This window comes from Vibrio splendidus 12E03, from assembly GCF_000272105.2.
Classification (GTDB): Bacteria; Pseudomonadota; Gammaproteobacteria; order Enterobacterales; family Vibrionaceae; genus Vibrio; species Vibrio splendidus_I.
Map to the genome: position 1 here is coordinate 1 of NZ_AJZD02000091.1, position 24,555 is coordinate 24,555.

General features: G+C 45.8%; 27 protein-coding genes. 9 read left to right on the forward strand and 18 right to left on the reverse strand.

The features are described 5' to 3' along the window. A partial coding sequence (locus A142_RS25280; protein WP_206744038.1) for a hypothetical protein occupies positions 1–182 on the forward strand: 182 nt, incomplete at its 5' end. Here the strand turns inward: A142_RS25280 and fusA are convergent. The 8 genes from fusA to fkpA all read right to left on the reverse strand — a co-directional run bounded on the left by fusA (position 179) and on the right by fkpA (position 6,302). Continuing rightward, complete coding sequence (fusA, locus tag A142_RS08000) at positions 179–2,275, reverse strand: elongation factor G (protein ID WP_017061101.1); 2,097 nt, start codon at positions 2,273–2,275, stop codon at positions 179–181. The genes A142_RS25280 and fusA overlap by 4 nt on opposite strands. 165 nt (positions 2,276–2,440) lie before the next feature. Next, positions 2,441–2,911 carry a 30S ribosomal protein S7 gene (gene rpsG / locus A142_RS08005; RefSeq protein ID WP_010435163.1) on the reverse strand — a complete coding sequence of 157 codons (471 nt, stop codon included), beginning with the start codon at positions 2,909–2,911 and terminating at the stop codon, positions 2,441–2,443. Positions 2,912–3,017: 106 nt separating this feature from the next. Then, positions 3,018–3,392, reverse strand: a complete 375-nt coding sequence (gene rpsL / locus A142_RS08010) for a 30S ribosomal protein S12 (protein WP_004737194.1) — start codon at positions 3,390–3,392, stop codon at positions 3,018–3,020. A gap of 182 nt (positions 3,393–3,574) precedes the next feature. Next, the gene (tusB, locus tag A142_RS08015) at positions 3,575–3,850 is read right to left on the reverse strand and encodes a sulfurtransferase complex subunit TusB (RefSeq protein WP_019825329.1); all 276 of its coding nucleotides are present in this window, start codon (positions 3,848–3,850) and stop codon (positions 3,575–3,577) included. Positions 3,851–3,858: 8 nt separating this feature from the next. Continuing rightward, entirely contained in the window at positions 3,859–4,215 is a 357-nt protein-coding gene (tusC, locus tag A142_RS08020; protein ID WP_017063710.1) for a sulfurtransferase complex subunit TusC, read from the reverse strand. Beyond that, a complete protein-coding gene (gene tusD, locus A142_RS08025; protein WP_017063709.1) occupies positions 4,212–4,601 on the reverse strand; it encodes a sulfurtransferase complex subunit TusD in 390 nt (129 codons plus the stop codon). The genes tusC and tusD overlap by 4 nt, the downstream gene beginning before the upstream one ends. Further along, positions 4,595–5,320 (reverse strand): helix-turn-helix transcriptional regulator, encoded by a 726-nt coding sequence (locus A142_RS08030; RefSeq protein WP_004729851.1) that lies wholly within the window; start codon positions 5,318–5,320, stop codon positions 4,595–4,597. The genes tusD and A142_RS08030 overlap by 7 nt, the downstream gene beginning before the upstream one ends. Before the next feature lie 205 nt (positions 5,321–5,525). Further along, positions 5,526–6,302, reverse strand: a complete 777-nt coding sequence (gene fkpA / locus A142_RS08035; RefSeq protein ID WP_017061105.1) for an FKBP-type peptidyl-prolyl cis-trans isomerase — start codon at positions 6,300–6,302, stop codon at positions 5,526–5,528. Positions 6,303–6,433: 131 nt separating this feature from the next. On the opposite strand from fkpA, the gene A142_RS08040 reads away from it, so the two are divergent. Then, positions 6,434–7,411 carry a WD40 repeat domain-containing protein gene (locus A142_RS08040; protein WP_017063707.1) on the forward strand — a complete coding sequence of 326 codons (978 nt, stop codon included), beginning with the start codon at positions 6,434–6,436 and terminating at the stop codon, positions 7,409–7,411. A 5-nt stretch (positions 7,412–7,416) separates the two neighbouring features. Next, positions 7,417–7,644 carry a SlyX family protein gene (locus A142_RS08045; protein WP_009848930.1) on the forward strand — a complete coding sequence of 76 codons (228 nt, stop codon included), beginning with the start codon at positions 7,417–7,419 and terminating at the stop codon, positions 7,642–7,644. Between the two features lie 181 nt (positions 7,645–7,825). Here the strand turns inward: A142_RS08045 and A142_RS08050 are convergent, their stop codons facing one another. The 5 genes from A142_RS08050 to kefG all read right to left on the reverse strand — a co-directional run bounded on the left by A142_RS08050 (position 7,826) and on the right by kefG (position 12,403). Beyond that, positions 7,826–8,791, reverse strand: a complete 966-nt coding sequence (locus A142_RS08050) for an isoaspartyl peptidase/L-asparaginase family protein (protein ID WP_019825336.1) — start codon at positions 8,789–8,791, stop codon at positions 7,826–7,828. A 201-nt stretch (positions 8,792–8,992) separates the two neighbouring features. Next, a complete protein-coding gene (gene slyD, locus A142_RS08055) occupies positions 8,993–9,583 on the reverse strand; it encodes a peptidylprolyl isomerase (protein WP_017061108.1) in 591 nt (196 codons plus the stop codon). A 94-nt stretch (positions 9,584–9,677) separates the two neighbouring features. Continuing rightward, on the reverse strand, positions 9,678–9,878 hold the full coding sequence (locus A142_RS08060; RefSeq protein WP_019825339.1) for a YheV family putative zinc ribbon protein: 201 nt from the start codon (positions 9,876–9,878) through the stop codon (positions 9,678–9,680). A gap of 157 nt (positions 9,879–10,035) precedes the next feature. Then, positions 10,036–11,832: a glutathione-regulated potassium-efflux system protein KefB gene (gene kefB / locus A142_RS08065; RefSeq protein WP_029405653.1), complete on the reverse strand. Its 1,797-nt coding sequence runs from the start codon at positions 11,830–11,832 to the stop codon at positions 10,036–10,038. After that, positions 11,819–12,403 (reverse strand): glutathione-regulated potassium-efflux system ancillary protein KefG, encoded by a 585-nt coding sequence (gene kefG, locus A142_RS08070; protein WP_019825343.1) that lies wholly within the window; start codon positions 12,401–12,403, stop codon positions 11,819–11,821. Before kefG ends, kefB begins: the two co-directional genes overlap by 14 nt. 174 nt (positions 12,404–12,577) lie before the next feature. Here kefG and A142_RS08075 point away from each other — a divergent pair, with 174 nt between their 5' ends. The 6 genes from A142_RS08075 (at position 12,578) to crp (ending at position 18,293) form a co-directional block, all read left to right on the forward strand. Next, positions 12,578–14,500, forward strand: a complete 1,923-nt coding sequence (locus tag A142_RS08075) for an ABC transporter ATP-binding protein (protein WP_019825345.1) — start codon at positions 12,578–12,580, stop codon at positions 14,498–14,500. Beyond that, positions 14,497–14,967, forward strand: a complete 471-nt coding sequence (locus A142_RS08080) for a TIGR02444 family protein (protein ID WP_019825347.1) — start codon at positions 14,497–14,499, stop codon at positions 14,965–14,967. Before A142_RS08075 ends, A142_RS08080 begins: the two co-directional genes overlap by 4 nt. A 206-nt stretch (positions 14,968–15,173) precedes the next feature. Beyond that, positions 15,174–16,166 carry a hydrolase gene (locus A142_RS08085; RefSeq protein WP_019825349.1) on the forward strand — a complete coding sequence of 331 codons (993 nt, stop codon included), beginning with the start codon at positions 15,174–15,176 and terminating at the stop codon, positions 16,164–16,166. Between the two features lie 95 nt (positions 16,167–16,261). Then, a complete protein-coding gene (locus tag A142_RS08090; protein ID WP_010435208.1) occupies positions 16,262–16,474 on the forward strand; it encodes a YheU family protein in 213 nt (70 codons plus the stop codon). Between the two features lie 77 nt (positions 16,475–16,551). Further along, complete coding sequence (locus A142_RS08095; protein WP_010435210.1) at positions 16,552–17,421, forward strand: phosphoribulokinase; 870 nt, start codon at positions 16,552–16,554, stop codon at positions 17,419–17,421. Between the two features lie 239 nt (positions 17,422–17,660). Further along, complete coding sequence (gene crp, locus A142_RS08100) at positions 17,661–18,293, forward strand: cAMP-activated global transcriptional regulator CRP (protein ID WP_004729651.1); 633 nt, start codon at positions 17,661–17,663, stop codon at positions 18,291–18,293. A 184-nt stretch (positions 18,294–18,477) separates the two neighbouring features. Here the strand turns inward: crp and A142_RS08105 are convergent, their stop codons facing one another. The 5 genes from A142_RS08105 to A142_RS08125 form a co-directional block, all read right to left on the reverse strand. Next, complete coding sequence (locus A142_RS08105; protein ID WP_019825351.1) at positions 18,478–19,269, reverse strand: DUF1338 domain-containing protein; 792 nt, start codon at positions 19,267–19,269, stop codon at positions 18,478–18,480. Between the two features lie 213 nt (positions 19,270–19,482). Then, positions 19,483–20,940, reverse strand: a complete 1,458-nt coding sequence (gene astD, locus A142_RS08110) for a succinylglutamate-semialdehyde dehydrogenase (protein ID WP_019825353.1) — start codon at positions 20,938–20,940, stop codon at positions 19,483–19,485. A gap of 39 nt (positions 20,941–20,979) precedes the next feature. Then, the gene (astA, locus tag A142_RS08115) at positions 20,980–21,999 is read right to left on the reverse strand and encodes an arginine N-succinyltransferase (RefSeq protein ID WP_029405654.1); all 1,020 of its coding nucleotides are present in this window, start codon (positions 21,997–21,999) and stop codon (positions 20,980–20,982) included. A gap of 107 nt (positions 22,000–22,106) precedes the next feature. Further along, a complete protein-coding gene (locus A142_RS08120; RefSeq protein ID WP_019825357.1) occupies positions 22,107–23,318 on the reverse strand; it encodes an aspartate aminotransferase family protein in 1,212 nt (403 codons plus the stop codon). A gap of 464 nt (positions 23,319–23,782) precedes the next feature. Then, positions 23,783–24,361, reverse strand: coding sequence for an aminodeoxychorismate/anthranilate synthase component II (locus tag A142_RS08125; RefSeq protein ID WP_029405655.1), 579 nt, complete (start codon positions 24,359–24,361; stop codon positions 23,783–23,785). Positions 24,362–24,555 lie beyond the last annotated feature (194 nt).

Genomic DNA, 24,555 nt, shown 5'->3' on the forward strand with positions numbered 1-24,555 from the left:
GTTTCGTACGTTCAAATTTTTCTTTAGACACAATCGTGTTCCTTCCTAGTTATGATTCGCCACGTTCATTATTGAGCGAGACGCGCCAGAAATTGCTATTTTATGCGCCAACTCTCGTTAGCGCAATATTTGGACGCATTGTTCTTTCAAAAAATGAAAAAAAATGCCTTCCTTTTGTTTAACCACGCTCTGCAATGATTGCTTTTGCAACATTGTTAGGCACTTCAGCGTACTCACTAAACTCCATAGAGTAAGAAGCACGACCTTGTGTCGCAGAACGTAAATCAGTTGCGTAACCGAACATGACAGACAACGGAACTTGTGCACGAATTATCTTCAGGCCAGCTGTCCCCTCGTCCATACCTTCGATGATGCCGCGACGACGGTTAATATCGCCAACAACGTCACCCATCCAGTCTTCTGGAGTAGTTACTTCAACTTTCATCATAGGCTCAAGCAAAACTGGTTGCGCTTCAAGTGCACCCGTTCTGAAAGCCATAGAGGCAGCGATTGTAAACGCCATCTCACTTGAATCTGTTTCATGGTAAGAACCATCATATAGTGTAGCTTTGATATCCAAAACTGGATAGCCAGCAAGCACACCATTGTTCATCTGCTCTTCAACGCCTTTAGCGACTGAAGCAATAAACTCTTTCGGTACGATACCATTGGCAATTTCATCCACAAAGACAAAGCCTTCGCCAGCTTCTGATGGTTCCAGTTTTAGCCATACGTGACCGTACTGACCTTTACCACCATGTTCACGGATAAATTTACCTTCCGCTTTCGCTGTACCACGAATAGTCTCACGGTAAGCCACTTGCGGGTTACCAACGTTGCAGTTCACGCTAAATTCACGCTTCATACGGTCAACGATGATATCTAAGTGTAGTTCACCCATACCAGAAATTAGAGTCTGGCCAGTTTCCGCATCCATATCAACGCGGAACGATGGGTCTTCCGCTGCTAGTTTACCTAGAGCGATAGTCATTTTATCTTGATCAGCTTGAGAGCTTGGCTCTACAACGATCTGAATAACTGGGTCTGGGAACTCCATGCGCTCAAGAACAATCTTATGGTTCTGGTCACAAAGGGTTTCACCAGTAGTCACATCTTTCAGGCCAATGATAGCTGCGATGTCACCTGCTCGTACTTCTTTTACTTCTTCACGCTTGTTTGAGTGCATTTGAACAATGCGACCTAAGCGTTCACGTTGCTTCTTCACAGAGTTGTAAGCTGTTTTACCGCTTTCAACAACACCAGAGTAAACACGGATGAAAGTTAAAGTACCAACGAATGGGTCTGTTGCAATCTTAAATGCTAGCGCTGAGAACGGTTCTTTGTCGTCTGCGTGACGCTCTGCTTCATTTTCGTCTTCATCGATACCTTTAATTGCAGGGACATCGACTGGAGAAGGAAGGAAATCAACAACTGCATCTAGAACAGCTTGTACACCTTTGTTTTTGAATGCACTACCACAAGTAGCAAGTACGATTTCATTATTAAGGGTACGAGTACGAAGACCTTGTTTGATTTCAGCTTCTGTTAGTTCACCTTCTTCAAGGTACTTATCCATCAGCTCTTCATTTGCTTCTGCAGCAGCTTCAACAAGTTCTGTACGATATTCTTCAGCCATTTCTTGCATGTCTGCAGGGATATCTTCGTACGTAAAAGTCATGCCTTGGTCAGCTTCGTTCCAGTTAATTGCCTTCATCTTGATAAGATCGACAACGCCTTGGAAGTTTTCTTCAGCACCAATGTTCAGTTGAATTGGAACAGGAGTTGCGCCTAGGCGGTCCTTGATCTGTTCAACTACGCGCAGGAAGTCTGCGCCGGTACGGTCCATTTTATTAACGAAAACCATACGTGGAACTTGGTACTTATCAGCTTGACGCCATACTGTCTCTGACTGAGGTTCAACACCAGATGAGCCACAGAACACAACAACTGCACCATCAAGTACACGTAAAGAACGTTCTACTTCGATTGTGAAGTCAACGTGTCCAGGAGTGTCGATGATGTTGATACGGTGGTCCGAGAACTGCGCTTCCATACCACGCCAAAACGTAGTGGTTGCTGCTGAAGTGATCGTAATACCGCGCTCTTGCTCTTGCTCCATCCAGTCCATGGTTGCTGCACCATCGTGAACTTCGCCGATTTTATGAGAAAGACCGGTATAGAACAGAATACGTTCACTTGTGGTTGTTTTACCTGCATCTACGTGAGCAACGATACCGATATTACGGTATTGCTCTATAGGAGTTTTACGAGCCACGGTTGAATCCTCTTATTAGAGACTTAGGGACTATTGCTATGTCTAGATTATGCGTTAAAAGCGATGCTTCGCTAAAATTGCTTGCCCTAGAAATAGCAATAGTTCCTAGCATAAGCATAGGAACTAAAGAAGTGCTGCAAGGAACCTTGCAGCACTAAAAAGGTATTACCAACGGTAATGTGCGAACGCTTTGTTTGCGTCAGCCATGCGGTGAACGTCTTCACGTTTCTTAACCGCAGTACCTTTGTTCTCAGACGCGTCTAGCATTTCAGCAGCTAGGCGTTGAGCCATAGATTTTTCACCACGCTTACGCGCAGCTTCAACTACCCAACGCATAGCAAGAGCGTTACGGCGAACCGGACGAACTTCTACAGGTACTTGGTAAGTTGAACCACCTACACGGCGAGATTTAACTTCTACCGCTGGGCGAACATTTTCAAGAGCTTCTTCAAATACAGCTAAGTGGTCTTTACCAGACTTCTCAGCCATTGAATCTAGTGCAGTGTAAACGATTTTTTCTGCAGTAGATTTCTTTCCGTCAACCATAAGGATGTTAACGAATTTTGCCAGCAATTCAGATTTGAACTTAGGATCTGGAAGGATCTTACGCTGACCTATTACGCGACGACGTGGCATGGATATTCTCCGTTGTCTTCTTCAGGTTTTTTCCAAAACTTTTCAGAATAATAAATAAAATAGTGTTTGGCCTTACTTAACGATTTCTTTTTAAAAAGAGAATCAATTAAGACTTAGGACGTTTCACACCGTACTTAGAACGACCTTGTTTACGGTCGTTAACGCCAGCACAGTCAAGTGCGCCGCGAACAGTGTGGTAACGAACACCCGGAAGGTCTTTTACACGACCGCCACGGATTAGTACAACACTGTGCTCTTGTAGGTTGTGGCCTTCACCGCCGATGTACGAAGTTACTTCGAAACCGTTAGTTAGACGTACACGACATACTTTACGTAGTGCCGAGTTAGGTTTTTTAGGTGTAGTAGTGTAAACACGAGTACATACACCACGTTTTTGTGGGCACGCTTCTAGTGCAGGCACGTTGCTTTTAACAACTTGCTTTACACGAGGTTTGCGAACCAACTGGTTAATAGTTGCCATTAACTAGCTCCTGAAATTTACTTGAAAGTAAGCTTTGTGAAAAATCTATCCCTAATCACAAGTCGTAATTAGGGACGCAAAATTCTATTCAGCAGTGGGAGGTGTGTCAAGAAATATACAGATCTTTTTTAGCCGTCTAGAGCTCAGGATGGTCTAATTTTAACCAAACTGATAGAACACACTTACCAAGTCACTGATTTGGCGTTCAAAACCGTCAGTTTAACGAAGCCATCGAAGTCAACTTGATCAATGGTACTTGAGACAAGTAGTTGTAAACCTCGGCTATCTAGATCTGGTTTTAACACCGACACCTGCTCTACTGCGCAGATTTGAGTGAATAACTCATGATTTGGAAGGCAAACATACACCGCGTCTTCCACCAAAAGATACTGATCTTGTGGCTGAGAATAGGTCAATGCGAGTTTAAGTTTGTCGACTGATTTTACGATATGAAGCATAGCGTCCCCTAGAAAGTCAGTATCTGTTGGCACTGAGCTAACTTCTGCGTTAACTCGTCGGCTTCAACGGTGGTCACATCGATCAGCAGGTTGTCGGCTGAAAGACCAAACTGACTCAGACTCCGCTGACACACATACACCTGTTCGATGTCGTACAAGTCCATAAGTTTGAATGCGGAGATGTAGTCACGCGATAGTGTTTCGTCGGGCTGCTGCGCTTTGAGAAGCTGTGTCACGCCATCGCCAACAAAGAACACGGCAATGTCTTCACTGTAGGCGGACGCAGCAAGTAATGCGTCTAACCCTTCTCTACCCGCAGCAGTTGTATGAGGGAAACTGTTAAATATAAAGGCTAACTTTCTCAAAACTGCACAACCCTATCTTGCGTTAGTAGCGCTTCTGATAAGCTCCCTAATCCGGCCTGAGTAAACCCCGTGGCTAGGTTAGAGGCACTTAGTTGATGTTGCTCTGCTTCTTCAGAGCTAATCACTCCGCGTCTTAGTGCAGCTGCCACACAGGTTTCAAGGCTAACATCGTGCTCATCAGCCAGCTTTTGCCAAGCAGAAGCTAAGTCAAATTCATCGTTAGCCGGTACGGTAAGGTCTGAGCCGTTACTGACGCCATCTTGATAGAAGAACACACTGTGAAGTTTGTGGCCCTGTTTAATCAGAGCCACGGCAAACTGGTAGGCACTTCTTGCTGACTGTGAGCCATAGACTGGCCCATTCACTAGGAGTGTATAGCTTAGCAACCCTCTTCATCCTCTGTTTTACGTTGGCGGATGTATAGGTACACGGTGTGCTTAGAGATGTTCAGTCGCTCAGCAACGCGGTTAATCGCGTCTTTAATATCGAAAATACCTTTGTCGTACAGCTCCATCACGATCTGACGGTTCTTCGTATTGTTCGATACCGATTTGTCAGCGTTAATTTCTTCAATGGTGCGTTCAACCGTCTGGTCGACAAGTTCTTCAACGTCACTAGCGAAGTTAACCGATGATGCGGCTTCGTCTGCGTCTTGCGTAGGCATGAACGATTGCAGTACTTGTGAGAATGGCGCGTCTAGGTTCACGTTAATACACAGTAGGCCAATCACTCGGTCTTCACCGTTGCGGATAGCAACCGTGATCGACTTCATCAACACTCCGCCTTTAGCGCGAGTGAAGTATGAACGTGAGAAATTACGCTTAGAACCTTCAATATCTTTTAGCATCTTCAATGCAAGATCGGTGATCGGCGAACCAACCTGACGACCCGTATTTTCGCCGTTGGCAATTTTAATCGCAGAAGTATTGAGGTCTTCTAAAGAGTGCAAAACGATTTCACAAAACGGACCAATAAGGCTCGCAATACCGTCAACAACGGCCTCATAAGATCTTAGAATGATTTTATCGTGTTCACTGAATGGCATAACGTGGACTGATTCCATTTCAAGTAACACATCTGCATTGACTGTTTCTGTAGTAGTCACTTATTCCTTACCTTCGTGTGAAAAATCAACAAATTTATGTAAGTTTATCAGAAAATTTTAATTGCACACCTAGCTAACATTGCAACTAGTGATTTAGAACAAGTTTAAAAATCAAATACTCATCTTCAAATCATAAAAAAAGCCTAACTCAAAGTTAGGCTTTTTATTCAATCAACGTATTTTAGTACGAGGCTTTTAACCGATATTACTGTGCAGGAGCTGCTTCAGCGTTATCGATGTTTAGTAGTTCTACTTCGAATACTAGCGTTGAGTTAGCTGGGATAGTCGGTGTATCTTGCTCACCGTATGCTAGCTCTGGCGGGATAACGAACTTGTACTTAGAACCAACTTGCATCAGTTGTACGCCTTCAGTCCAGCCAGGGATTACGCGGTTTAGTGGGAATGTCGCTGGTTCGCCACGATCGTAAGAGCTGTCGAACTGAGTACCGTCTGTTAGCGTACCTTTGTAGTGTACTTGAACGGTATCAGTGTCTTTTGGAGAAGCGCCTTCACCAGCAGTCATTACTTGGTAAAGTAGACCAGATTCAGTCTGCTTAACGCCTTCAGTTTTAGCGAACTCAGCACGGAAGTCATCACCGGCTTTCTTCACTTCTGCAGATTTTTCTGCCGCTTGTGCTTGCATCGTTTCAGCAACACGCTTGTCTAGAGCTTCAAGAGCTGCGCGAGTTTCTTCTTCGTTAAGTGCTGTTTTCTCTGCGAATACGTCTTCGATACCTTGAAGAACCATATCTTTGTCTAGGTTGATACCTAGCTCGCTTGGCTTATCAATGCTTGTGCTTAGGTAGTTAGCGAAAGATACACCGATTGCGTAAGCCGCTTTGTCATCTTCTGTTTTAAAGTTTACTGCTTCAACTTTAACTTCTTCTACCTGTGGAGCTTCTGCCTTTGGTTCTTCTTTCTGACAACCAACTGCTAGCATAACCGTTGCGGCAAGCAGTGATACTTTTAAAACTGATTTCATTGAATTCTCCAATTAATGGCCAAGCCATTGGTTATTGTGCACAAATCTAATGATTAGATTGGTGTGAATACGTTAGTTATAACAATATACTAGTCATATGTCTTTCGACACAAACCGGATTATTAGATGTGATGCGAATATTTTTCCACTCATTGCTATGTACAATTGTCATCACCTTGTTAAATGGTTGCTTTTTCTTCCAAGATGATGAGCAACGTTGGGAAATTGAGCCCAATGGTGCCACCAGCTTTGCACTCAGCAGAGATGGACGCTTCGCCCTGCTCTACTCTCAGCAAAAGCAACTGCTCCTTTGGGACCTCGCCGAAGACCAAGAGTTGGCTCAGCTTGGTCCACAAGACCAGTTAGAAAACCAAGTATCGCGTATCCGTATCTCGGACAATGGCCGTTTTGCCATTACCGCTAGCCAGATGAACTTCGCCGTTTGGGACTTATCTTGGACTCAAGCACAAGGGCTCTGGTCTATCTCCGACGGCTTGATTCGCGATGTCGATATCTCTAGCAATGGTGAAAAAGTACTGCTTGGCCTTTCTAATGGCAAAGCCATCTATGTGGACTTAGTCACCGGACGCCGTCTGGAGTTCCTTGCTCACCGAGAAAAAGTGAATTCAGTCTCCCTCTCTTCTAATGGCCGCTACGCATTATCAGGCGGCAACGACTACAAAGCTTACCTTTGGGATACCGAATCAGGTTTGGTGTTACGTACCTTCGAGCATGAACAAAGAGTAGTACGAGTTGCACTCCAACGCGATGGCGAGCTGGCTTTTACCTCTGATGGCGGCAATCAAGCGATGATTTGGGATCTTGAAACGGGCGAACCTCAAGCGCAATTGCAAAGCTGGTCTCGACAGTTGATTTTCTCGAGTGCTCGCTTTTCTGATGACGGCAGTATGTTGGTGACTGGCACACCATCCAGCCAAGTGAGCGTGTGGAATACTCAGGATGGCAAACGAATTTCTCGCCACGATGCTGAGCCACTAAAAGATGCTCGCCCTCCTCGTGCGGTAGTGTATGATGCAGCCTTTGATGATAAGAACCGTGTGATATCGGGCACCTCTGCGGGCATTGCCCAAGCTTGGAATGTGGATTAAGAACGATGACAGAAAAGCGAGTTGAACAACTAGAAAGCCGCGTAAATGACCTAGAGTGTCAGTTAGCTTTCCAAGAACAAACCATTGAAGAACTCAATGAAGCGCTTAGCCAACAACAAATGTTGATCACGAGAATGCAAGACCAGATGAAATTCGTGGTTGGCAAAGTGAAAAATATGGATGGCTCTAATCTAGCTGACGCATCAGAAGAGACGCCACCTCCACACTACTAAGTGCGGTTCAAAATAACGAATTGATTCTAGCGACGTATATCGTTAGTTTCTCGTCCTCAATGTGTAAACACATTTCAGAACGGGACATAGAAAACTAAAAGGGCGACAGATGCTTATCTGTCGCCCTTTTGTTTGTTTAATCTGCGCTAATTCAACTAAAGCCAATTAAGCCGATAGAAACTTAATCATCGGCATAAATCTTCACTTCAACACGACCTTGAGTATCAACACTTGCACGATACATTCCTGAGCTGTTCATACCAAAATGAATATCGCCTTGGCCATCGATAGCGATCAAGCCGCCTTCTCCACCCATGGTTTTCAATTCACCTTGAATGATCGTTTCACAAGCGGTGTGTACATCTTCTTTCAGATAACGCATTCGTGCTGCGACATCACTGGCGACCATTTTACGTAGGAAGAACTCACCCATCCCTGTTGTTGAGACGGCAACGTTGCCATTTTCAGCGATGGTTCCCGCCCCAATAATCGGAGAGTCACCCACACGGCCGTATTTCTTATTTGTCACGCCACCGGTACTGGTTGCTGCTGCTAAGTTACCCGCTTGGTCTAATGCGACTGCACCGACCGTGCCGTACTTTTTGTCGTCGGGGTATTTCTCAGCTTGCTGTTCATCATATTTCGCTTCAGACAGAGCAAAGATGCCTTTCTCTTTCATCGACTGAAGTTGATCATAGCGGCGCTCAGTAAAGAAGTAGTCTTGCTCGGTAAAGGTGTACTCATGCTCAAACGCAAACTTCTCGGCACCTTCACCAATCAGCAACACATGGTCGCTTTTCAGCATCACATCACGCGCAAGTTCAATTGGATTTTTGATATGGCGAACGCCTGCAATAGCACCCGCATCCATTTCGCGGCCGTGCATCACAGAAGCATCCATCTCTACAAACTCATCATGCGTAAGAACAGAGCCCTTACCTGCATTAAAGTGCGGACTGTCTTCCATCACCTTGACCGATGCCACTACCGCATCCAGAGCATCACCACCCGCTTTCAATACTTGATAGCCCGCCAAAACCGACTTTTCCAAAGCCTCGGTAATACCCGCTTTTAATTCATCGCTCATTTGCTCTCGCAAGATGGTTCCTGCACCACCATGAATGGCAATTGAAAAAGGCTGTGACATACAAACTCTCCATTGACGTCGTCTTATAATATTGTGCTATCAATACCACATCCATGATTCTATGTCTGATAGCGAAAACCAAACTTTTTGCGAATGCTTGCCGGGTAGATAAAAGCGAGGCCAAAAAGCTAGACTCCTAAACGCAAAAAGCCTCCACAAGGGAGGCTTTCAAGATTCTTAAACTAAACCGTTAATTCGGTATTAGTGAGAACCACAGCTACCACCGCCGCAGCAGCCGTCTTTCTTCTCTTCACCGTGGTCATGGCCTTCGCCACCACAGCAACCGCCTTCGTGGTCATGATCGTGGTCGTGACCGCCACAGCCGCCTTCTTGGTGTACGTGACCGTGTTGAACTTCTTCTTCAGTCGCTTCACGGACCGCTACAACTTCAACGTCAAACGTTAGAGTTTGCCCAGCTAGCATGTGGTTACCATCAACAACAACTTCGTCGCCATCTACTTCAGTAACTTCAACTGGGATTGGACCTTGATCAGTATCCGCAAGGAAACGCATGCCAACTTCGATTTGCTCCACACCTTGGAATACGTCAGCAGGAACACGTTGAACTAGTGCGTCGTTGTGCTCGCCGTAAGCGTCTTCTGGAGTAACAGTTGCAGAGAACTTGTCGCCAGCTACTTTGCCTTCAAGCTCTTTTTCAAGACCTGTAATTAGGTTGTTGTGACCGTGAAGGTAATCTAGTGGAGCTTCTGCAGTTGATTGGTCAACTACTACGCCATCTTCAAGTTTCACTTGATATGCAACACTAACTACTACGTTCTTTTCAATTTTCATGAGAGCTCCAAGGAGGTTTGGACTAAGCTCGAACAGTTGAGCTTAGGAAAAATTCTGTACCCGGATATTATGGGGATCAATTGACGAAACTCAATCATTCTGGCTTAAAAATACCGATCATTTCTTGATTCGCGTGTTCAGATTTCTCTACAGTTTTCGGTTTACGCTGTTCTGTGAAGTCACAATCGACACATTCCACCAGCTCTATATTATTTTCAATCCACCAACGGAGTGTGTCTTGAGTACTACAACTTGGGCAGCTTGCCCCTGCGATAAAGCGTTTTTTCTGTTTCACGTTGATATCCTTTACTACTCTGGATCCGCAGTTCTTCTACTCTAGATCTATTTAAGAAAAAGCAGAGACCACGTTTATTATTAGATTGGTTCTCTAGACTATTATTTCTAAGCTCAAGCTCTATCTCTAAACTCAAGCTATTAGCTCTCAATTCGAGCTACTGCCAATAGTTTCGAGATTGGTGATCGTTTTCCATCTCATGTCCAAAGATCTCTTCAAGTTCTTTACGAGCCTCTTTCGCTCTTTGGGCTAACTCAGCATCTTCGTTATGCTGAGGCAGTAACTCTTTCAGCATACCATTATCCAACTTTCTAAAGTGTGCTTCTGCTCGCTTCGCTTTATATGGATGCATGCCAAGTTCAGTCAATGTTTGACGGCCTAAATCCAGGGCCCCAAGGAAGGTTTCACGAGAGTAGTTACTCACACCGTGGTTAAGTAATTGATACGCTTCAACACGACTTCGGGCACGCGCTAAGATCTTTAAACGTGGGAAGTGCTGCTTACATAGATCAACGGTTTTCATTATTTCATCGGGAGAGTCAGTACACAGAACAATCGCTTCTGCTTTATCAGCACCGGCTGCGCGTAACAGCTCTAGATGCGTTGAATCACCGTAAAATACCTTGTAGCCGAACTTTCTCAGGATGTGGATTTGGCTGGCATCACTTTCAAGAACGGTGATGCGAATCTTGTTGGCGTACATCAAGCGGCCAATGATCTGACCAAAACGACCAAAGCCTGCAATGATCACTCGAGGGCTGCGATCGACAACATCCGAAGACATTGCGTTCTCACTGATTTGATTAAGTTGACGAGCAAAGAATCGGTCTTGCAGCTTGAGCATCAATGGCGTGGTTACCATTGAAAGGCTCACAACCACCAATAAGAACGACACTTGTTCGCCACTTAATATGCCCTGCGCACTCGCCGCGGTAAAAATAACGAAAGCGAACTCACCACCTTGGCTGAGAATCATCGCCATTCGGCTACGGGCTTTGGGCTGAGTACCAAAGATTCGAGCCAGCGCATACAGCACTAAGCCTTTCAATACGACCAATGCAGAAACGGCAATCAGTATCGCGAATGGGCTTTCAGCGAGTAAGCCTAAGTTCACCGCCATCCCCACAGAAATAAAGAACAAACCAAGCAATAACCCTTTGAATGGGTCGATGGCGATTTCAAGCTCATGTCGATATTCACTTTCAGCCAGAAGTACGCCTGCTAGGAAAGTACCCAATGCCATCGACAAGCCTATCTGTTGCATGATTACGGCAATACCAATTACCAATAACAGCGCTGCGACGGTGAATAACTCACGCACACCACTCATCACTACGTATCGGAACAGTGGTCTCAACAAGAAGTGACCACCGACCAGCAGACCAATCACACCACCCAGCATCCATAACATGTCAGCCCAGCTACCGCCGGTATTACCCGCAAGCAAAGGCAACATTGCCAACATTGGAATAACGGCGATATCTTGGAAAAGCAGTACTGCAAAGCCTGACTGCCCGGCTTCTTTGCCACCAAGCTCTCGCTCTTCAATAACACGCAAGGCAATAGCGGTCGAAGACAAAGCTAAACCCATACCGATGACTAAGCTCGTTTGCCAAGTTAAACCAAACACACACGCGATGGCGGTAATAATCAGAGTGGTGATCAGCACTTGTGCGCCACCCAACCCGAGAATAGGCGCCCGCATCTGCCACAGTTTTTTCGGGTTAAGTTCGAGACCAATCAGGAAGAGCAGCAGTACCACCCCGAATTCGGAGAAGTGCAGAATCGCCTCTACATCACTGATTAAGCCAAGCCCCCATGGGCCAATTGCAACGCCCGCTAATAAGTAACCGAGGACCGAGCCCAAACCGGCGCGCTGTGCGATAGGAACCGCAACCACAGCAGCCGCTAAAAATATAACGCTACTTTGTAGAAAATCATTAGTCAGAGCCATCATCTGCTCCTATATCTTGTAGCGGGTCTCGCAACCAGTTTCGATACGCTTCGGCGTGTTGGTAACGCGTCATATCGGTGACATTTCGTGCCCAGTGCAAAACCAAAGGGGATATCCAATTCATCTGACACAAAGAAGCGGTGAGCTCGAATGGTTGCAAGATCTCTTGTAATGGATATTTATTATAGCCTGCGGCACCAAACGCCTCTTCTTTACCACCGGTAGTAATCACACTGCGCCAGTGTTTGCCTTTAAGCGCACTTTGCTCACCAAACGCAAAGCCCTTGCCTAACACGCGATCAAACCACTCTTTTAACAATGAAGGGCAGGAATACATGAACAGAGGATGCTGAAACACGATCACATCGTATTGAAGGAGCAATTCATGCTCATAAGGCACATCGATAAAGAAGTCTGGGTAGATGGCGTAGAGATCATGAACTTTGACATGACCGAGCGACTCTACCTTCTTAACCATCATCTGGTTAGCAATAGAGGTTTGCGGCTCTGGGTGCGCGTAGATGATCAACACCTTTGGCACGACTTTGTCTGTCGAGGGAGTATTACTCATTCCTTTGAAACATTCCTTTGAGGGCTAAACGGTGGCAAGGCCACAAGAATTTAAGCAAAAGTTATTAATATGTTATTGGCATCATAACGCAAATTGCATTGTGATCGACTTTTATCTGGTTTCAGCCTACTATGCAGGCGTCTGTTCACCTCTAATTTCTATGCTATTTCAATTATGATTACTTTCTCTGATATTCAATTGCTACGCGGCGGTAAGCCACTCCTCGACCAAGCATCTGCGACTTTTCACCCTGGCGACAAGATCGGTTTGGTTGGTAAAAACGGCTGTGGTAAATCTACGCTATTCGCCTTAATTAAGGACGAACTGTCGATTGATGCTGGTTCATTCAGTAAACCAGCCCATTGGGAAATGGCTTGGGTTGCTCAAGAAACACCGGCATTAGAAAGAACAGCAATTGAATACGTGATTGATGGCGACCGTGAATACCGCGGCCTTGAAGATCAACTAGAGAAAGCTGAACAAGCCGACAACGGCACATTGGTCGCAGAGATCCACGGCAAGATTGAAACCATTGGTGGTTACAGCATCAAGGCTCGTGCTGCCGAGTTACTGGACGGCCTAGGCTTTAGCCAAGAACAAATGACATGGAACCTGACTCAGTTCTCAGGTGGTTGGCGTATGCGTTTGAACCTAGCGCAAGCCCTACTGTGTCGCAGTGACCTACTGCTACTCGATGAACCGACCAACCACTTGGATTTAGACGCAGTAATGTGGCTAGAGCGTTGGTTACAAAGCTACCCTGGCACACTAGTACTTATCTCGCACGATAGAGACTTCTTGGACCCTATCGTCAACCGCATCGTGCACGTTGAAAATCAACAGCTCAATGAGTACACGGGTAACTACTCATCGTTCGAAACCCAACGAGCACAAAAACTGATTCTGCAACAAGCGATGTACCAAAAACAGCAGAAACAGATGTCTCACATGCAGAGCTACATTGATCGTTTCCGTTACAAAGCGTCAAAAGCTCGCCAAGCGCAAAGCCGTATTAAAGCGTTAGAGAAAATGGAGCAAGTGCTGCCTGCTCAGTTTGATAACCCATTCAGCTTTGAATTTAGAGAACCAGACGCGCTACCAAATCCAATCATGATGATGGACGAAGTATCAGCGGGCTATGATGACAATCTGATTCTAGAGAAGATTCGCCTCAACCTAGTGCCGGGCAGTCGTATTGGTTTGCTTGGTCGAAACGGTGCTGGTAAATCAACGCTGATTAAGCTGCTTTCTGGCGAACTGAAACAGCAAGGCGGTGAACTGAGCTATTCGCAAGGCGTTAAGATTGGTTACTTTGCACAGCACCAGTTAGAGACGCTGCACCCTGAAGAAACACCGCTGCAACACATGATGCAGATTGCCCCTAAGCACACCGAACAACAACTGCGTCATTACCTAGGTAGCTTCGGTTTCCAAGGTGAAAAAGCGCTCGATAAAGTGGCCCCCTTCTCTGGTGGTGAAAAAGCGCGTTTAGTATTAGCGCTACTGGTATGGCAAAAACCAAACCTGTTGCTACTCGATGAACCAACCAACCACTTAGATCTCGACATGCGTCAGGCGCTGACTTTTGCCCTGCAGACGTTTGAAGGCGCAATGGTTATCGTATCGCACGACCGTTACCTACTGCGTGCGACTACCGATGATTTATACCTTGTACACGACCGCCAAGTAGCACCATTTGATGGTGACTTAAGCGATTACTACAAGTGGCTAACCGAACAACAGAAAGTTGAGCGCAAAGAAGCACAAGCATTGGCACCAGCCAAAGACGGCGCCAACAGTGCAGCAGCGAAAAAAGAGCAGAAACGAAAAGAAGCCGAGTTCCGTAAACTGACGGCACCACTGCGTAAAAAGCTCACTCAATTTGAAAAGCAGATGGATAAATTAACGCAGGCTCTTGAAGAAGCCGAGCAAGAATTATCCGACACATCACTGTATGAAGCTGAAAATAAGGCTAAACTGAATAAAGTACTCGCTCTCCAAGCGAGCAGTAAGTCACAGCTAGAAGAAGTTGAAATGGATTGGATGTCCACTCAAGAAGAGCTTGAGCAGATGGAACAGGATATGGATAGCTTATGAGCCCAGAGCACGCCCCAATATCACTCACACTGGAACGACTATGGCAATTTAGCCTTCAGTATTACAGTGTGCGCGGTGTAAAGGATGCGTGCTTAGCTTTGCAAAACCAGTTCCACGGCAACGTCAATCTACTGCTGCTTCTCAAATGGCTTGATGAGCAGCAATTGTCTTTTGCTGAAGAAGAGTGGCACAAGGTTCAACAGTGCTTGAGCCGCTCTGAAACCTTGCTTCATAGTTATCGAGAGCTACGTAAACACCTCAAAGCACACGTTGTCGACTCGCTATACCGTGAAGCCTTGCAGTTTGAGTTACAACTTGAAAAGCAACAACAGTCCGATCTCGTCGACTGTATTAACTCCCTACAACTGTACACCAATCAGCAATCACCGCTCGCGTTTCAGTACTGCCGTTTATTAGGGGCAGAAAACCTCTACGACGCTTTTTCTGAACCAGCACCTCAGCCTTAGCTCGTTCTCTTTCCCTTTTATTCCATCAAGATCCAAGCTTAACCTTGAGATTATTCAAACGGTTACCCATAGCTTGTTTTTGTATCTCGTATAAGTGAAGCCTTGCGCTTATGCCGAGAATCAACCAAGCTCAAATAAAAACGTGAGCGTTTCGTTACAAGCTCAACACGTTATCAGAACCCGTAAAAGAAGCATGGATCGTTTTTATGACAATATTTACCGCAGCTGCTGGTCTCTCTAATCCGCACTTACAAACCTTAGTGCCACGGTTTATTAGGAAGCAGGCGCTGTTTCATCCTCACTGGCAAACCTTAGAAACACCCGATGGTGACTTTCTTGATCTTGCTTGGAGCGAATCACCAGACGGTGACACCTCAAATAAGAATGATCGCAGTAGCAAGCCGATATTCGTTCTATTCCATGGTTTAGAAGGTAGCTTTGAGAGCCCTTATGCCAATGGATTAATGAATGCGTTTGCTAAAGATGGTTGGTTGTCCGTGATGATGCACTTCAGAGGCTGCAGCGGAAAACCCAATCGCCTGGCTCGCGCTTACCATTCAGGTGAAGTCGAAGATGCGCGTTTTTTCCTAAGACACCTGCACGCCCAGTTTCCGAATAACCCTAAGGTTGCGGTTGGCATATCTTTAGGTGGAAACATGCTGGCGAACTACTTGGCTGAGTACGCAGACGACCCATTGCTGTCGGCGGCGACCATCGTATCTGCTCCTTTTGACTTAGCGTGTTGCTCTAGTCGCATTGAGCGTGGTTTCTCCAAGCTCTATAAGAAGTACCTGCTCAACTCTCTAAAATCGAATGCGCTAAAAAAGGTTAACCTACTACAGGAAAAACTTGGCATCACCGCTGAAGCCATCAAGAACATCACCAAACTGTATGAATTTGATGAACGAATCACTGCGCCTCTGCACGGCTTCAAAAATGCCCAAGATTATTATGCGCAATGTTCTGCGCTGCCTAAGCTCAATAAGATCAAACTACCGACTCAGATCATTCATGCCAAAGACGACCCTTTCATGACCGATGATGTGATCCCAAAGTTCGTTCTGCCCGATAACATCGATTATCGACTGTTTCAAAAAGGCGGCCATGTTGGGTTTATTACTGGTAGCACACTCAAGCCAAGGTTTTGGTTAGAAGAAGCCTTGCCTGCCTACTATGAAAGTATCCAAGATTCGGCATAATGACCGAGCCTTAGTAAATAGAAGCAAAACATTACTAAGCACACGCATTTCTACATCAATAAACCTATTTATGAACATAAAAGAGAGAAGTATTTATGATCATCCCATGGCAAGACATTGCGCCAGAGACACTGGAAAACCTCATCAAAGAGTTCGTGCTGCGTGAAGGCACAGACTACGGCGACGTAGAGGTTTCACTGCAAAACAAGATTGACCAAGTGAAACATCAATTAGCTTCAGGAGAAGTCAGCATCGTGTTTTCTGAGCTCCATGAAACCGTTGATATTCAAGTCACAAAACGCTTCTAAGCTGCGCTCATAAAGGAGCCGTGTTATAGTGGTAAACGATTGCTAACAAGTAAGTTACTCAAAAGACAAGGGTTGTCATGTCCGCTAAACATCCAATTATTGCGGTGACGGGTTCATCTGGAGCCGGCACCACCACCACCTCAGAAGCCTTCCGTAAAATGTTCAATATGATGGACGTGAAGGCAGCTTGGGTTGAAGGGGATAGTTTCCATCGCTTCACTCGCCCAGAGATGGATGTCGAGATCCGTAAAGCGCGCGAGCAAGGTAAGCACATCAGCTACTTTGGTCCACAAGCCAACGACTTTGGTGCGCTAGAAGAGTTCTTCCGTAAATACGGTAACGAAGGTACAGGTAAAGTACGAAGCTACCTGCACACCTTCGATGAAGCCGTGCCTTACAATCAAATGCCGGGCACCTTTACGCCATGGCAGGAGATCCCTGAAAATTCCGATGTGATGTTTTACGAAGGCCTGCACGGTGGTGTGGTTGATGGCGACATTAACGTTTCTCAACACGTCGATTTGCTGATCGGCATGGTACCTATCGTAAACCTAGAGTGGATTCAAAAATTCGTTCGTGACACCCGCGATCGTGGCCATTCACGCGAAGCGGTAATGGACTCCATTGTTCGTTCGATGGATGATTACCTTAACTACATTACCCCACAATTTTCGCGAACTCACATCAACTTTCAGCGTGTTCCAACCGTAGATACATCCAACCCACTCAACGCCAAAGGGATTCCAAGTTTAGACGAAAGCTTCGTAGTTATACGTTTGCGTGGCATCAAAAACGTCGATTTCCCCTACCTTCTGGCTATGATTGATGGCTCGTTTATGTCTCGTCATAACACGCTAGTGGTGCCAGGCGGCAAGATGAGTTTTGCTATGGAGCTCATTGTGAGGCCAATCCTGCAACAACTCATCGAAACCGGAAAAATAGGTTAACAAAACGACATTCTGGTTGATTACTTTTCATACCGTGATCATGTGCACAATTTTGCGTAAAAAATCGTAGCTTGGTCACGATTAAAATCAAGAAATAGTACCTGAAAAAGGATACTATTCTTAAACGAAACACAAGATAGCTTGCAGCACTCAACGAGTGCTCTTATCCTACAAGTCAATCCAGGCTTAGCTAAAATACGGAAAGCGGCAAGCATACCCTGCAGAGGAAGTGAGATATTATGGTTCTAGGTAAACCTCAAACCGATCCAACATTAGAGTGGTTCCTTTCACACTGTCATATTCATAAGTACCCTTCAAAAAGTACTTTGATTCATGCTGGTGAAAAGGCAGAAACCTTGTACTACATCGTTAAAGGTTCTGTGGCAGTTCTTATCAAAGACGAAGAAGGTAAGGAAATGATTCTTTCTTACCTAAACCAAGGCGACTTCATCGGTGAGCTTGGCTTGTTCGAAGAAGACCAAGAGCGTACAGCTTGGGTTCGTGCTAAATCTCCTTGTGAAGTAGCTGAAATTTCTTTCAAGAAATTCCGTCAACTTATCCAAGTGAACCCAGATATCCTAATGCGCCTTTCAGCGCAAATGGCAAACCGTCTACAAGTAACTAGCCAAAAGGTTGGTGACTTAGCGTTCCTTGACGTAACAGGTCGTATCGCTCAAACGCTACTAAACCTAGCGAAACAGCCAGATGCAATGACTCACCCTGACGGCATGCAAATCAAGATCACTCGTCAAGAGATTGGCCAGATCGTTGGTTGTTCTCGTGAGACAGTTGGTCGTATCTTGAAGATGCTAGAAGAGCAGAACCTAATTTCTGCACACGGTAAAACTATCGTGGTATACGGCACTCGTTAATCTCGATTAACTGAGCCAAAAATTTGAAAGCCACCAAATGCGAGTTTGGTGGCTTTTTTGTTTTCTTAAGATCTATAGAGCAGATACGAGATGCGAATAGAACACCTACAGCTTCCAAGCACAAACTGTCTCGAAGCGAAGCGTACTCGCATCTCTAGGACAAAATCCGTGCTCGTATCTTTCTTTAACCGTTGGTGCTCTCAAAGATTTTGTCAGCTGATGCTGCAACAAAACCTGTGTAAAGCTCACCGTTGACCATCGCATAACGCTTAGCGAACTCATAGAAGCCCCCAGGAATCATCTCATTGCCTTCAACAAATGAAGCTGGGACTTTGTCTGCCATTGTTGATGATTGCTCTAATAAGACCTCTGGAGAGCCTTTAACCTGACCGCCAGATGCATTGATCGTGAAGCCTGACTCGCTCAGGTAGTCATTCACCGCCTGCACTTCATCAAATTCATTTAGCTGGTTCACACTCACCGTAAAGTGGTTTGCACCATATCCATGAGCCGCGAGCCAAGACGCGTATTCGCTCTCTTTTGCGAGCACTTGGAAGTCAGCGAAGCTCAAATCCCAAAGACGACCGCCAAACAAGAACTCATGGCCTTGAAGCTTACTTGCGTCCACTTGCTCAACCAACTTAGCAACGATCTGTTGCAAGTCATTTGAACACTCTTCTACCTTCAACTCACTAATGAACACTTTTGGTTGTTTTGGATCTGGGTGCTCGTAATGTTTAGCCACTAACTTCTTACTCTCAAACAAGTAGTCGCCACACGCCTTATAGCCTAATTCAAGGAAAGGCTTCGCTAATGTTTCAATACCCAAAGGAGCAACATTGAAAGTACGCAGTGCAATGTGATCATTAATCAGCGCTTCGTCTTCTTTCAGCAAGTGATGCACTTTCTCAGCCGATGGACAAAGCCTGTGAATGTAATCGTCCCAAAGTGATTTAAAGAGTAGATCGGGCGTCATGGTGACTCCTTGTCAGAGGTTCTAGCAAGCTAGTAATTTGGATTAGAGAGGGAGAGGCTGAGACACAGAGTCAGCAGCCATCAGCCTGTGACATACTTTTTCTATTATTATCTACCGCCCAATCTAGATGTCGGACGTGATGGAAAAGGGAAGTGATAACACCACTTCCCTATTTCAAGCTTAACGCATGAGCCTAAGACTCATTAGTCTAAATTAAAGCTCAATACCCGGGCTAAACGTTGCCGGAAGTTGAGTTTCGCCACCTTCCATTGAAGCCATAGGATAAGCACAGTAGTCCGCTGCGTAGTAAGCACTTGGGCGTAGGTTGCCCGAAGCACCCGGGCCACCAAACGGTGCATCACCACTTGCGCCTGTTAGCTGACGGTTACGGTTAACAATACCCGCACGGATATGGTCCACGAAGTATTCCCATTCAGAATCATCTGTTGATACTAAGCCAGCAGATAAACCAAAACGAGTATCGTTAGCTAACTCAACCGCTTGCTCTAGTGACTGGTAACGAACCATTTGTAGCAGTGGACCGAAGTATTCTTCATCCGGCAGTTCAGCAATGTTGGTTGCATCGATAATACCCGGAGAAACAAACGCCGCTTGACCCGCTTTTGCTTCTACTAGGCTGACACCGCCTAGCGATTGTAGATTCGCTTGCGCGTCCAGAATGAACTTAGCCGCAGCTTCAGAGATCTGTGGCCCCATGAAGGGTGCTGGCTCAGCGAATGGCTGATCGACACGAATCTTCAAGGTCGCAGCAACGAGCTTATCCAGTAGTTGATCGCCCTTCTCTCCAACAGGAACATATAAGCGACGTGCACATGTACAACGTTGACCCGCACTGATGAAAGCCGATTGGATGATAGTGTATACCGTTGCGTCTGCATCACCGTATTGGTCGCTGATCACCATAGGGTTGTTGCCGCCCATCTCTAGTGCCAGCATCTTGCCCGGTTGGCCCGCGAATTGACGGTGTAGGATATGACCGGTATTGGCACTACCTGTGAATAGTACGCCATCAAGACCTTTAGCATCGGCTAGTGCGATACCTGTCTCTTTAGCGCCCTGTACTAGGTTGATTACGCCAGCAGGAAGACCCGCTTCTTGCCATAGCTTCATTGCAAACTCACCCGTCCAAGGTGTCTGCTCTGAAGGTTTGAATACTACGGTGTTCCCTGATAGCAGAGCTGGAACAATATGACCGTTAGGTAGGTGACCTGGGAAGTTGTAAGGACCAAATACCGCCATTACGCCCAATGGACGGTGACGAAGTACAATTTGGTTGCCCGCCGCTTCACGTGAAGCTTCACCGGTACGTTCGTGGTAAGCACGAATAGAGATAGCGATTTTACCCGCCATTGCACCCGCTTCAGTGCGAGTTTCCCAAATCGGTTTGCCCGTCTCTTTTGCGATGATCTGTGCAATCTCTTCGCTGTTCTCTTTTACCTTCTCAGCAAAGTTCAACACGATCGCTTCACGCTCTGCAAAGCTCAATTTTTTCCAAACCAAGAAGGCTTCACGAGCTGCTGCTACTGCAGATTCAACCTGTGCTGGTGTTGCGCTATCACCTTGCCACACTACTTCATTGTTGTATGGACTTACTGATGTCATGGCGTCACCTTGACCTGCCACCCACTGTCCTGCTATCCACTGAGTCATACTTCTATCCTTAAAATCTTCGACAGATAATCGCCGCTCTTACTGAGCCAACATGCGAACGAATTCGCCTTCTTTTACTTCAAGAGCGCTTGCTACTTCAGATGATAAAATCACTGTGTCGCTTGCTTGGTCATACGCGCCTTTCGCGGCTACTGCGCGGAAGTTCTCAAATGAGGTATTACCAATTAGGAAATCTTTAGAGCTTGAGTGCTCTGCAATTTGAACCTGTGCTCTAATCGCATGACGCACAGATTCGATGTTTCTTAAATCACACTCAACCGTTGGGCCCGCATCAAAGATATCGACATAGCCACGGTTAGTGAAACCTTCACGTTCCAACAACTTAAGTGCAGGGCGCGTATTGTCATGAACCTCTCCGATCACCGCCTGAGCTTCTTTGCTCAGTAGGTTCACATAGATAGGCAGCTTCGGCATAAGATCAGCAATGAAGCCTTTCTTACCAATACCGGTTAGGTAATCAGCAAGCGTGAAATCAATCGAGAAGAAGTGCTCTTGCAGCCATTGCCAGAAAGGAGAATTACCTTCTGCATCCGATACACCACGCATCTCAGCAAAAATCGTTTTCGAGAAACGCTCTGGGTGTTCAGCCATCAGTAGGAATCGGCATTTCGACATCAAACGACCGTTCAAACCACCACGGAAGTCAGGGCGCAAGAATAACGTGCAAATTTCACTGCATCCGGTGTAGTTATTACCGAAAGTCAAAAGCTTCACGACGTTATTAACGCCAAGCTTCTGCGAGGAGTGAACCACTTTGCTGATGTGATACGAGTAAAACGGAACATCCCAGCCGATTGAAGCTTCGATTCCTGTGGTACCGGCGACTTCACCCGTTTCAGTATCAAAGCCAACCATTAGGTAGCCTTCATCACCGGGTTCAGTCACGTCTTGTTTGGCAAAGCTGTATTCAGAGTGAGTAATACGGTTAGTTAACAGTTCTTCGTTAACCGGAAGAGATGTGAATCCGTGACCAGATTCAACCGCGCAGGTATGCAGCGCATCGTAATCAGATAATTTTATTGGGCGAACAACTAGCATCAATATTCCCTCCAGATGCAAAATAGGCCCAAAACCAGAAGCTTGGACCTTTAGCAGAACGTCATGGGATCGCTCTATTGGCGATCATTCCTATGACGCCGCTCAGGCTAAACTAGCGTAGCAATTGCTTTGTCTAGTTTTGATAAGCCTTCTTCAATTTCTTGTGTAGTAATAACCAGTGATGGCGTGAAACGAACCACGTTTGCACCCGCAACCAGTACCATCAAGCCTTGTTCGCCTGCTGCTACTAATACGTCACGTGCACGGCCTTGCCACTCTTCGTTAAGCGCAGCACCTAGTAGTAGGCCTTTGCCACGAACTTCACTGAAAATTTGGTACTTATCGTTAATCTTAGCAAGACCATCACGGAACAATGCTTCGCGCTCTTTCACGCCAGCTAATGTTTCAGGTTGGCTAACCACATCAACAACCGCTTCTGCAACAGCACACGCCAGTGGGTTACCACCGTAAGTAGAGCCGTGAGTACCGACTTTTAAATGTGTCGCGAGTTCAGTGGTCGTTAACATTGCACCGATCGGGAAACCACCACCTAGAGATTTAGCAGTGCTTAGAATATCTGGTGTCACACCTAGACCTTGGTAAGCGTAAAAGTTACCCGTACGACCATTACCAGTTTGCACTTCATCAAAGATAAGCAGTGCGTTGTGTTTGTCACACAGTTCACGAACTGTGTTCACGAATTCAGAGGTTGGAGAGATGATACCGCCCTCGCCTTGCAGAGGTTCCATCATGATTGCACAAGTGCGATCAGAGATGTGCGCTTCTAATGCTGCAATATCGTTGTAAGGCAGGTGAGTTACATCGCCCGGTTTAGGACCGAAACCATCAGAGTAAGCTTCTTGACCACCGACCGTTACGGTAAAGAAAGTACGACCGTGGAAACCTTGTTTGAATGCAATAATTTCAGATTTCTCAGGACCGTGAACATCCGCCGCCCAACGACGAGCTAGCTTTAGAGCTGCTTCGTTCGCTTCCGCGCCAGAGTTGGCAAAGAATACTTTTTCTGCAAAACATACATCGGTTAGCTTTTTCGCTAGACGCAGTGCAGGTTCATTGGTCATCACGTTACTTAGGTGCCAAATCTTGTTTGCTTGCTCAGTAACGGCGTTAACCATTGCCGGGTGACAGTGACCCAAACAGCTCACAGCGATACCACCAGCAAAGTCGATATACTCTCGGCCTTGTTGGTCCCAAACGCGTGCGCCTTCCCCTTTTACCGGGATCATTTCCATTGGGTTATAACAAGGTACCATCACCTCATTAAACAGACTACGTTCTATTTTATTTTCCACTGTCATCGTACATTCCTTCTCGATACCGCAAGCTTCGCAAATAAGCGTAATGGTTCATAAGTGAGACAAAGATATTTTGTCTCGCCATAATCCCGCTGCAGCATTATATTTACATTTAATTAACCTTTTCAATAGTAGATTATTCTTTAGCCATCCCTAACAACCAGCTAAACGTCACTACCTATGACTATTTATGCATCAATTAATCTGTTTTATGAAGCTTTTTTTACCTAAACGTATAACCAGCAATAGCAAAGCCTTACTGGCACAGCGGTATATAGGGTTCGAGAGGAAATAAGGCGAATAATTTTGCATAGGCTAAAAACTTAGCGAAGCAAGAGAGAAATGTTATAAAAAGTGATCGGCGTCAGAGGGAGGGAGGCGCGTAGAGCCCGAATTTAAACGCTTAACGAATGGGCTGACAGGTTTAACTGGCTTATTTAGGCGAAGAAAGGGTCAAATTTAAACACTCAGCGTGCTAGGAAGTTAGCGAGAAGCTGGTGTCCTTGCTCTGTTTTAATCGACTCAGGGTGAAATTGCACCGCATCAATCGGCAAGGTTTTGTGTTGATACCCCATGATCTCATCCATGCTGCCATCTTCAAATTCTGTCCAAGACGTCAGCTCAAAACAATCTGGTAATGTGCCGTTTTTCACCACTAAAGAGTGGTAACGAGTCACAGTCAGAGGGTTATTGAGACCTTGAAAAACACTCTTACCGTTATGGCGGATCGACGAGGTTTTACCGTGCATCACTTGTCTGGCTCTCACCACTTCACCACCAAAGACTTGAGCAATGGCTTGATGACCAAGACACACACCTAAGATCGGCAGCTTACCAACGAAGTGTTCAATCACCTGTAGCGAAATTCCCGCATCATCGGGCGTACATGGACCCGGCGAGATAACAAGATGGCTAGGATTTAGCGCTTCGATGCCCGCAATATCAATCTCATCGTTGCGAACAACTTTTACAGTTACCCCTAACTCACAGAAATACTGATACAAGTTATAGGTAAAAGAGTCGTAGTTATCGATGATAAGTAACATGGGTCGAAATCATTTGCTAAATACTAAAGGATTGGGAGATATAGGGGCGGTATTGTGCAATACCCATGGCGAAAGGCAAGTGGAAACTGCATTTAGCCAATAATTAAGGCCAACCTAAGTTGACCTTAATTGTTTACAGATAGCGCTAAGTTATCTGAATTGGCTTACTTGTATAGCAAGCCTATCTATTTGTG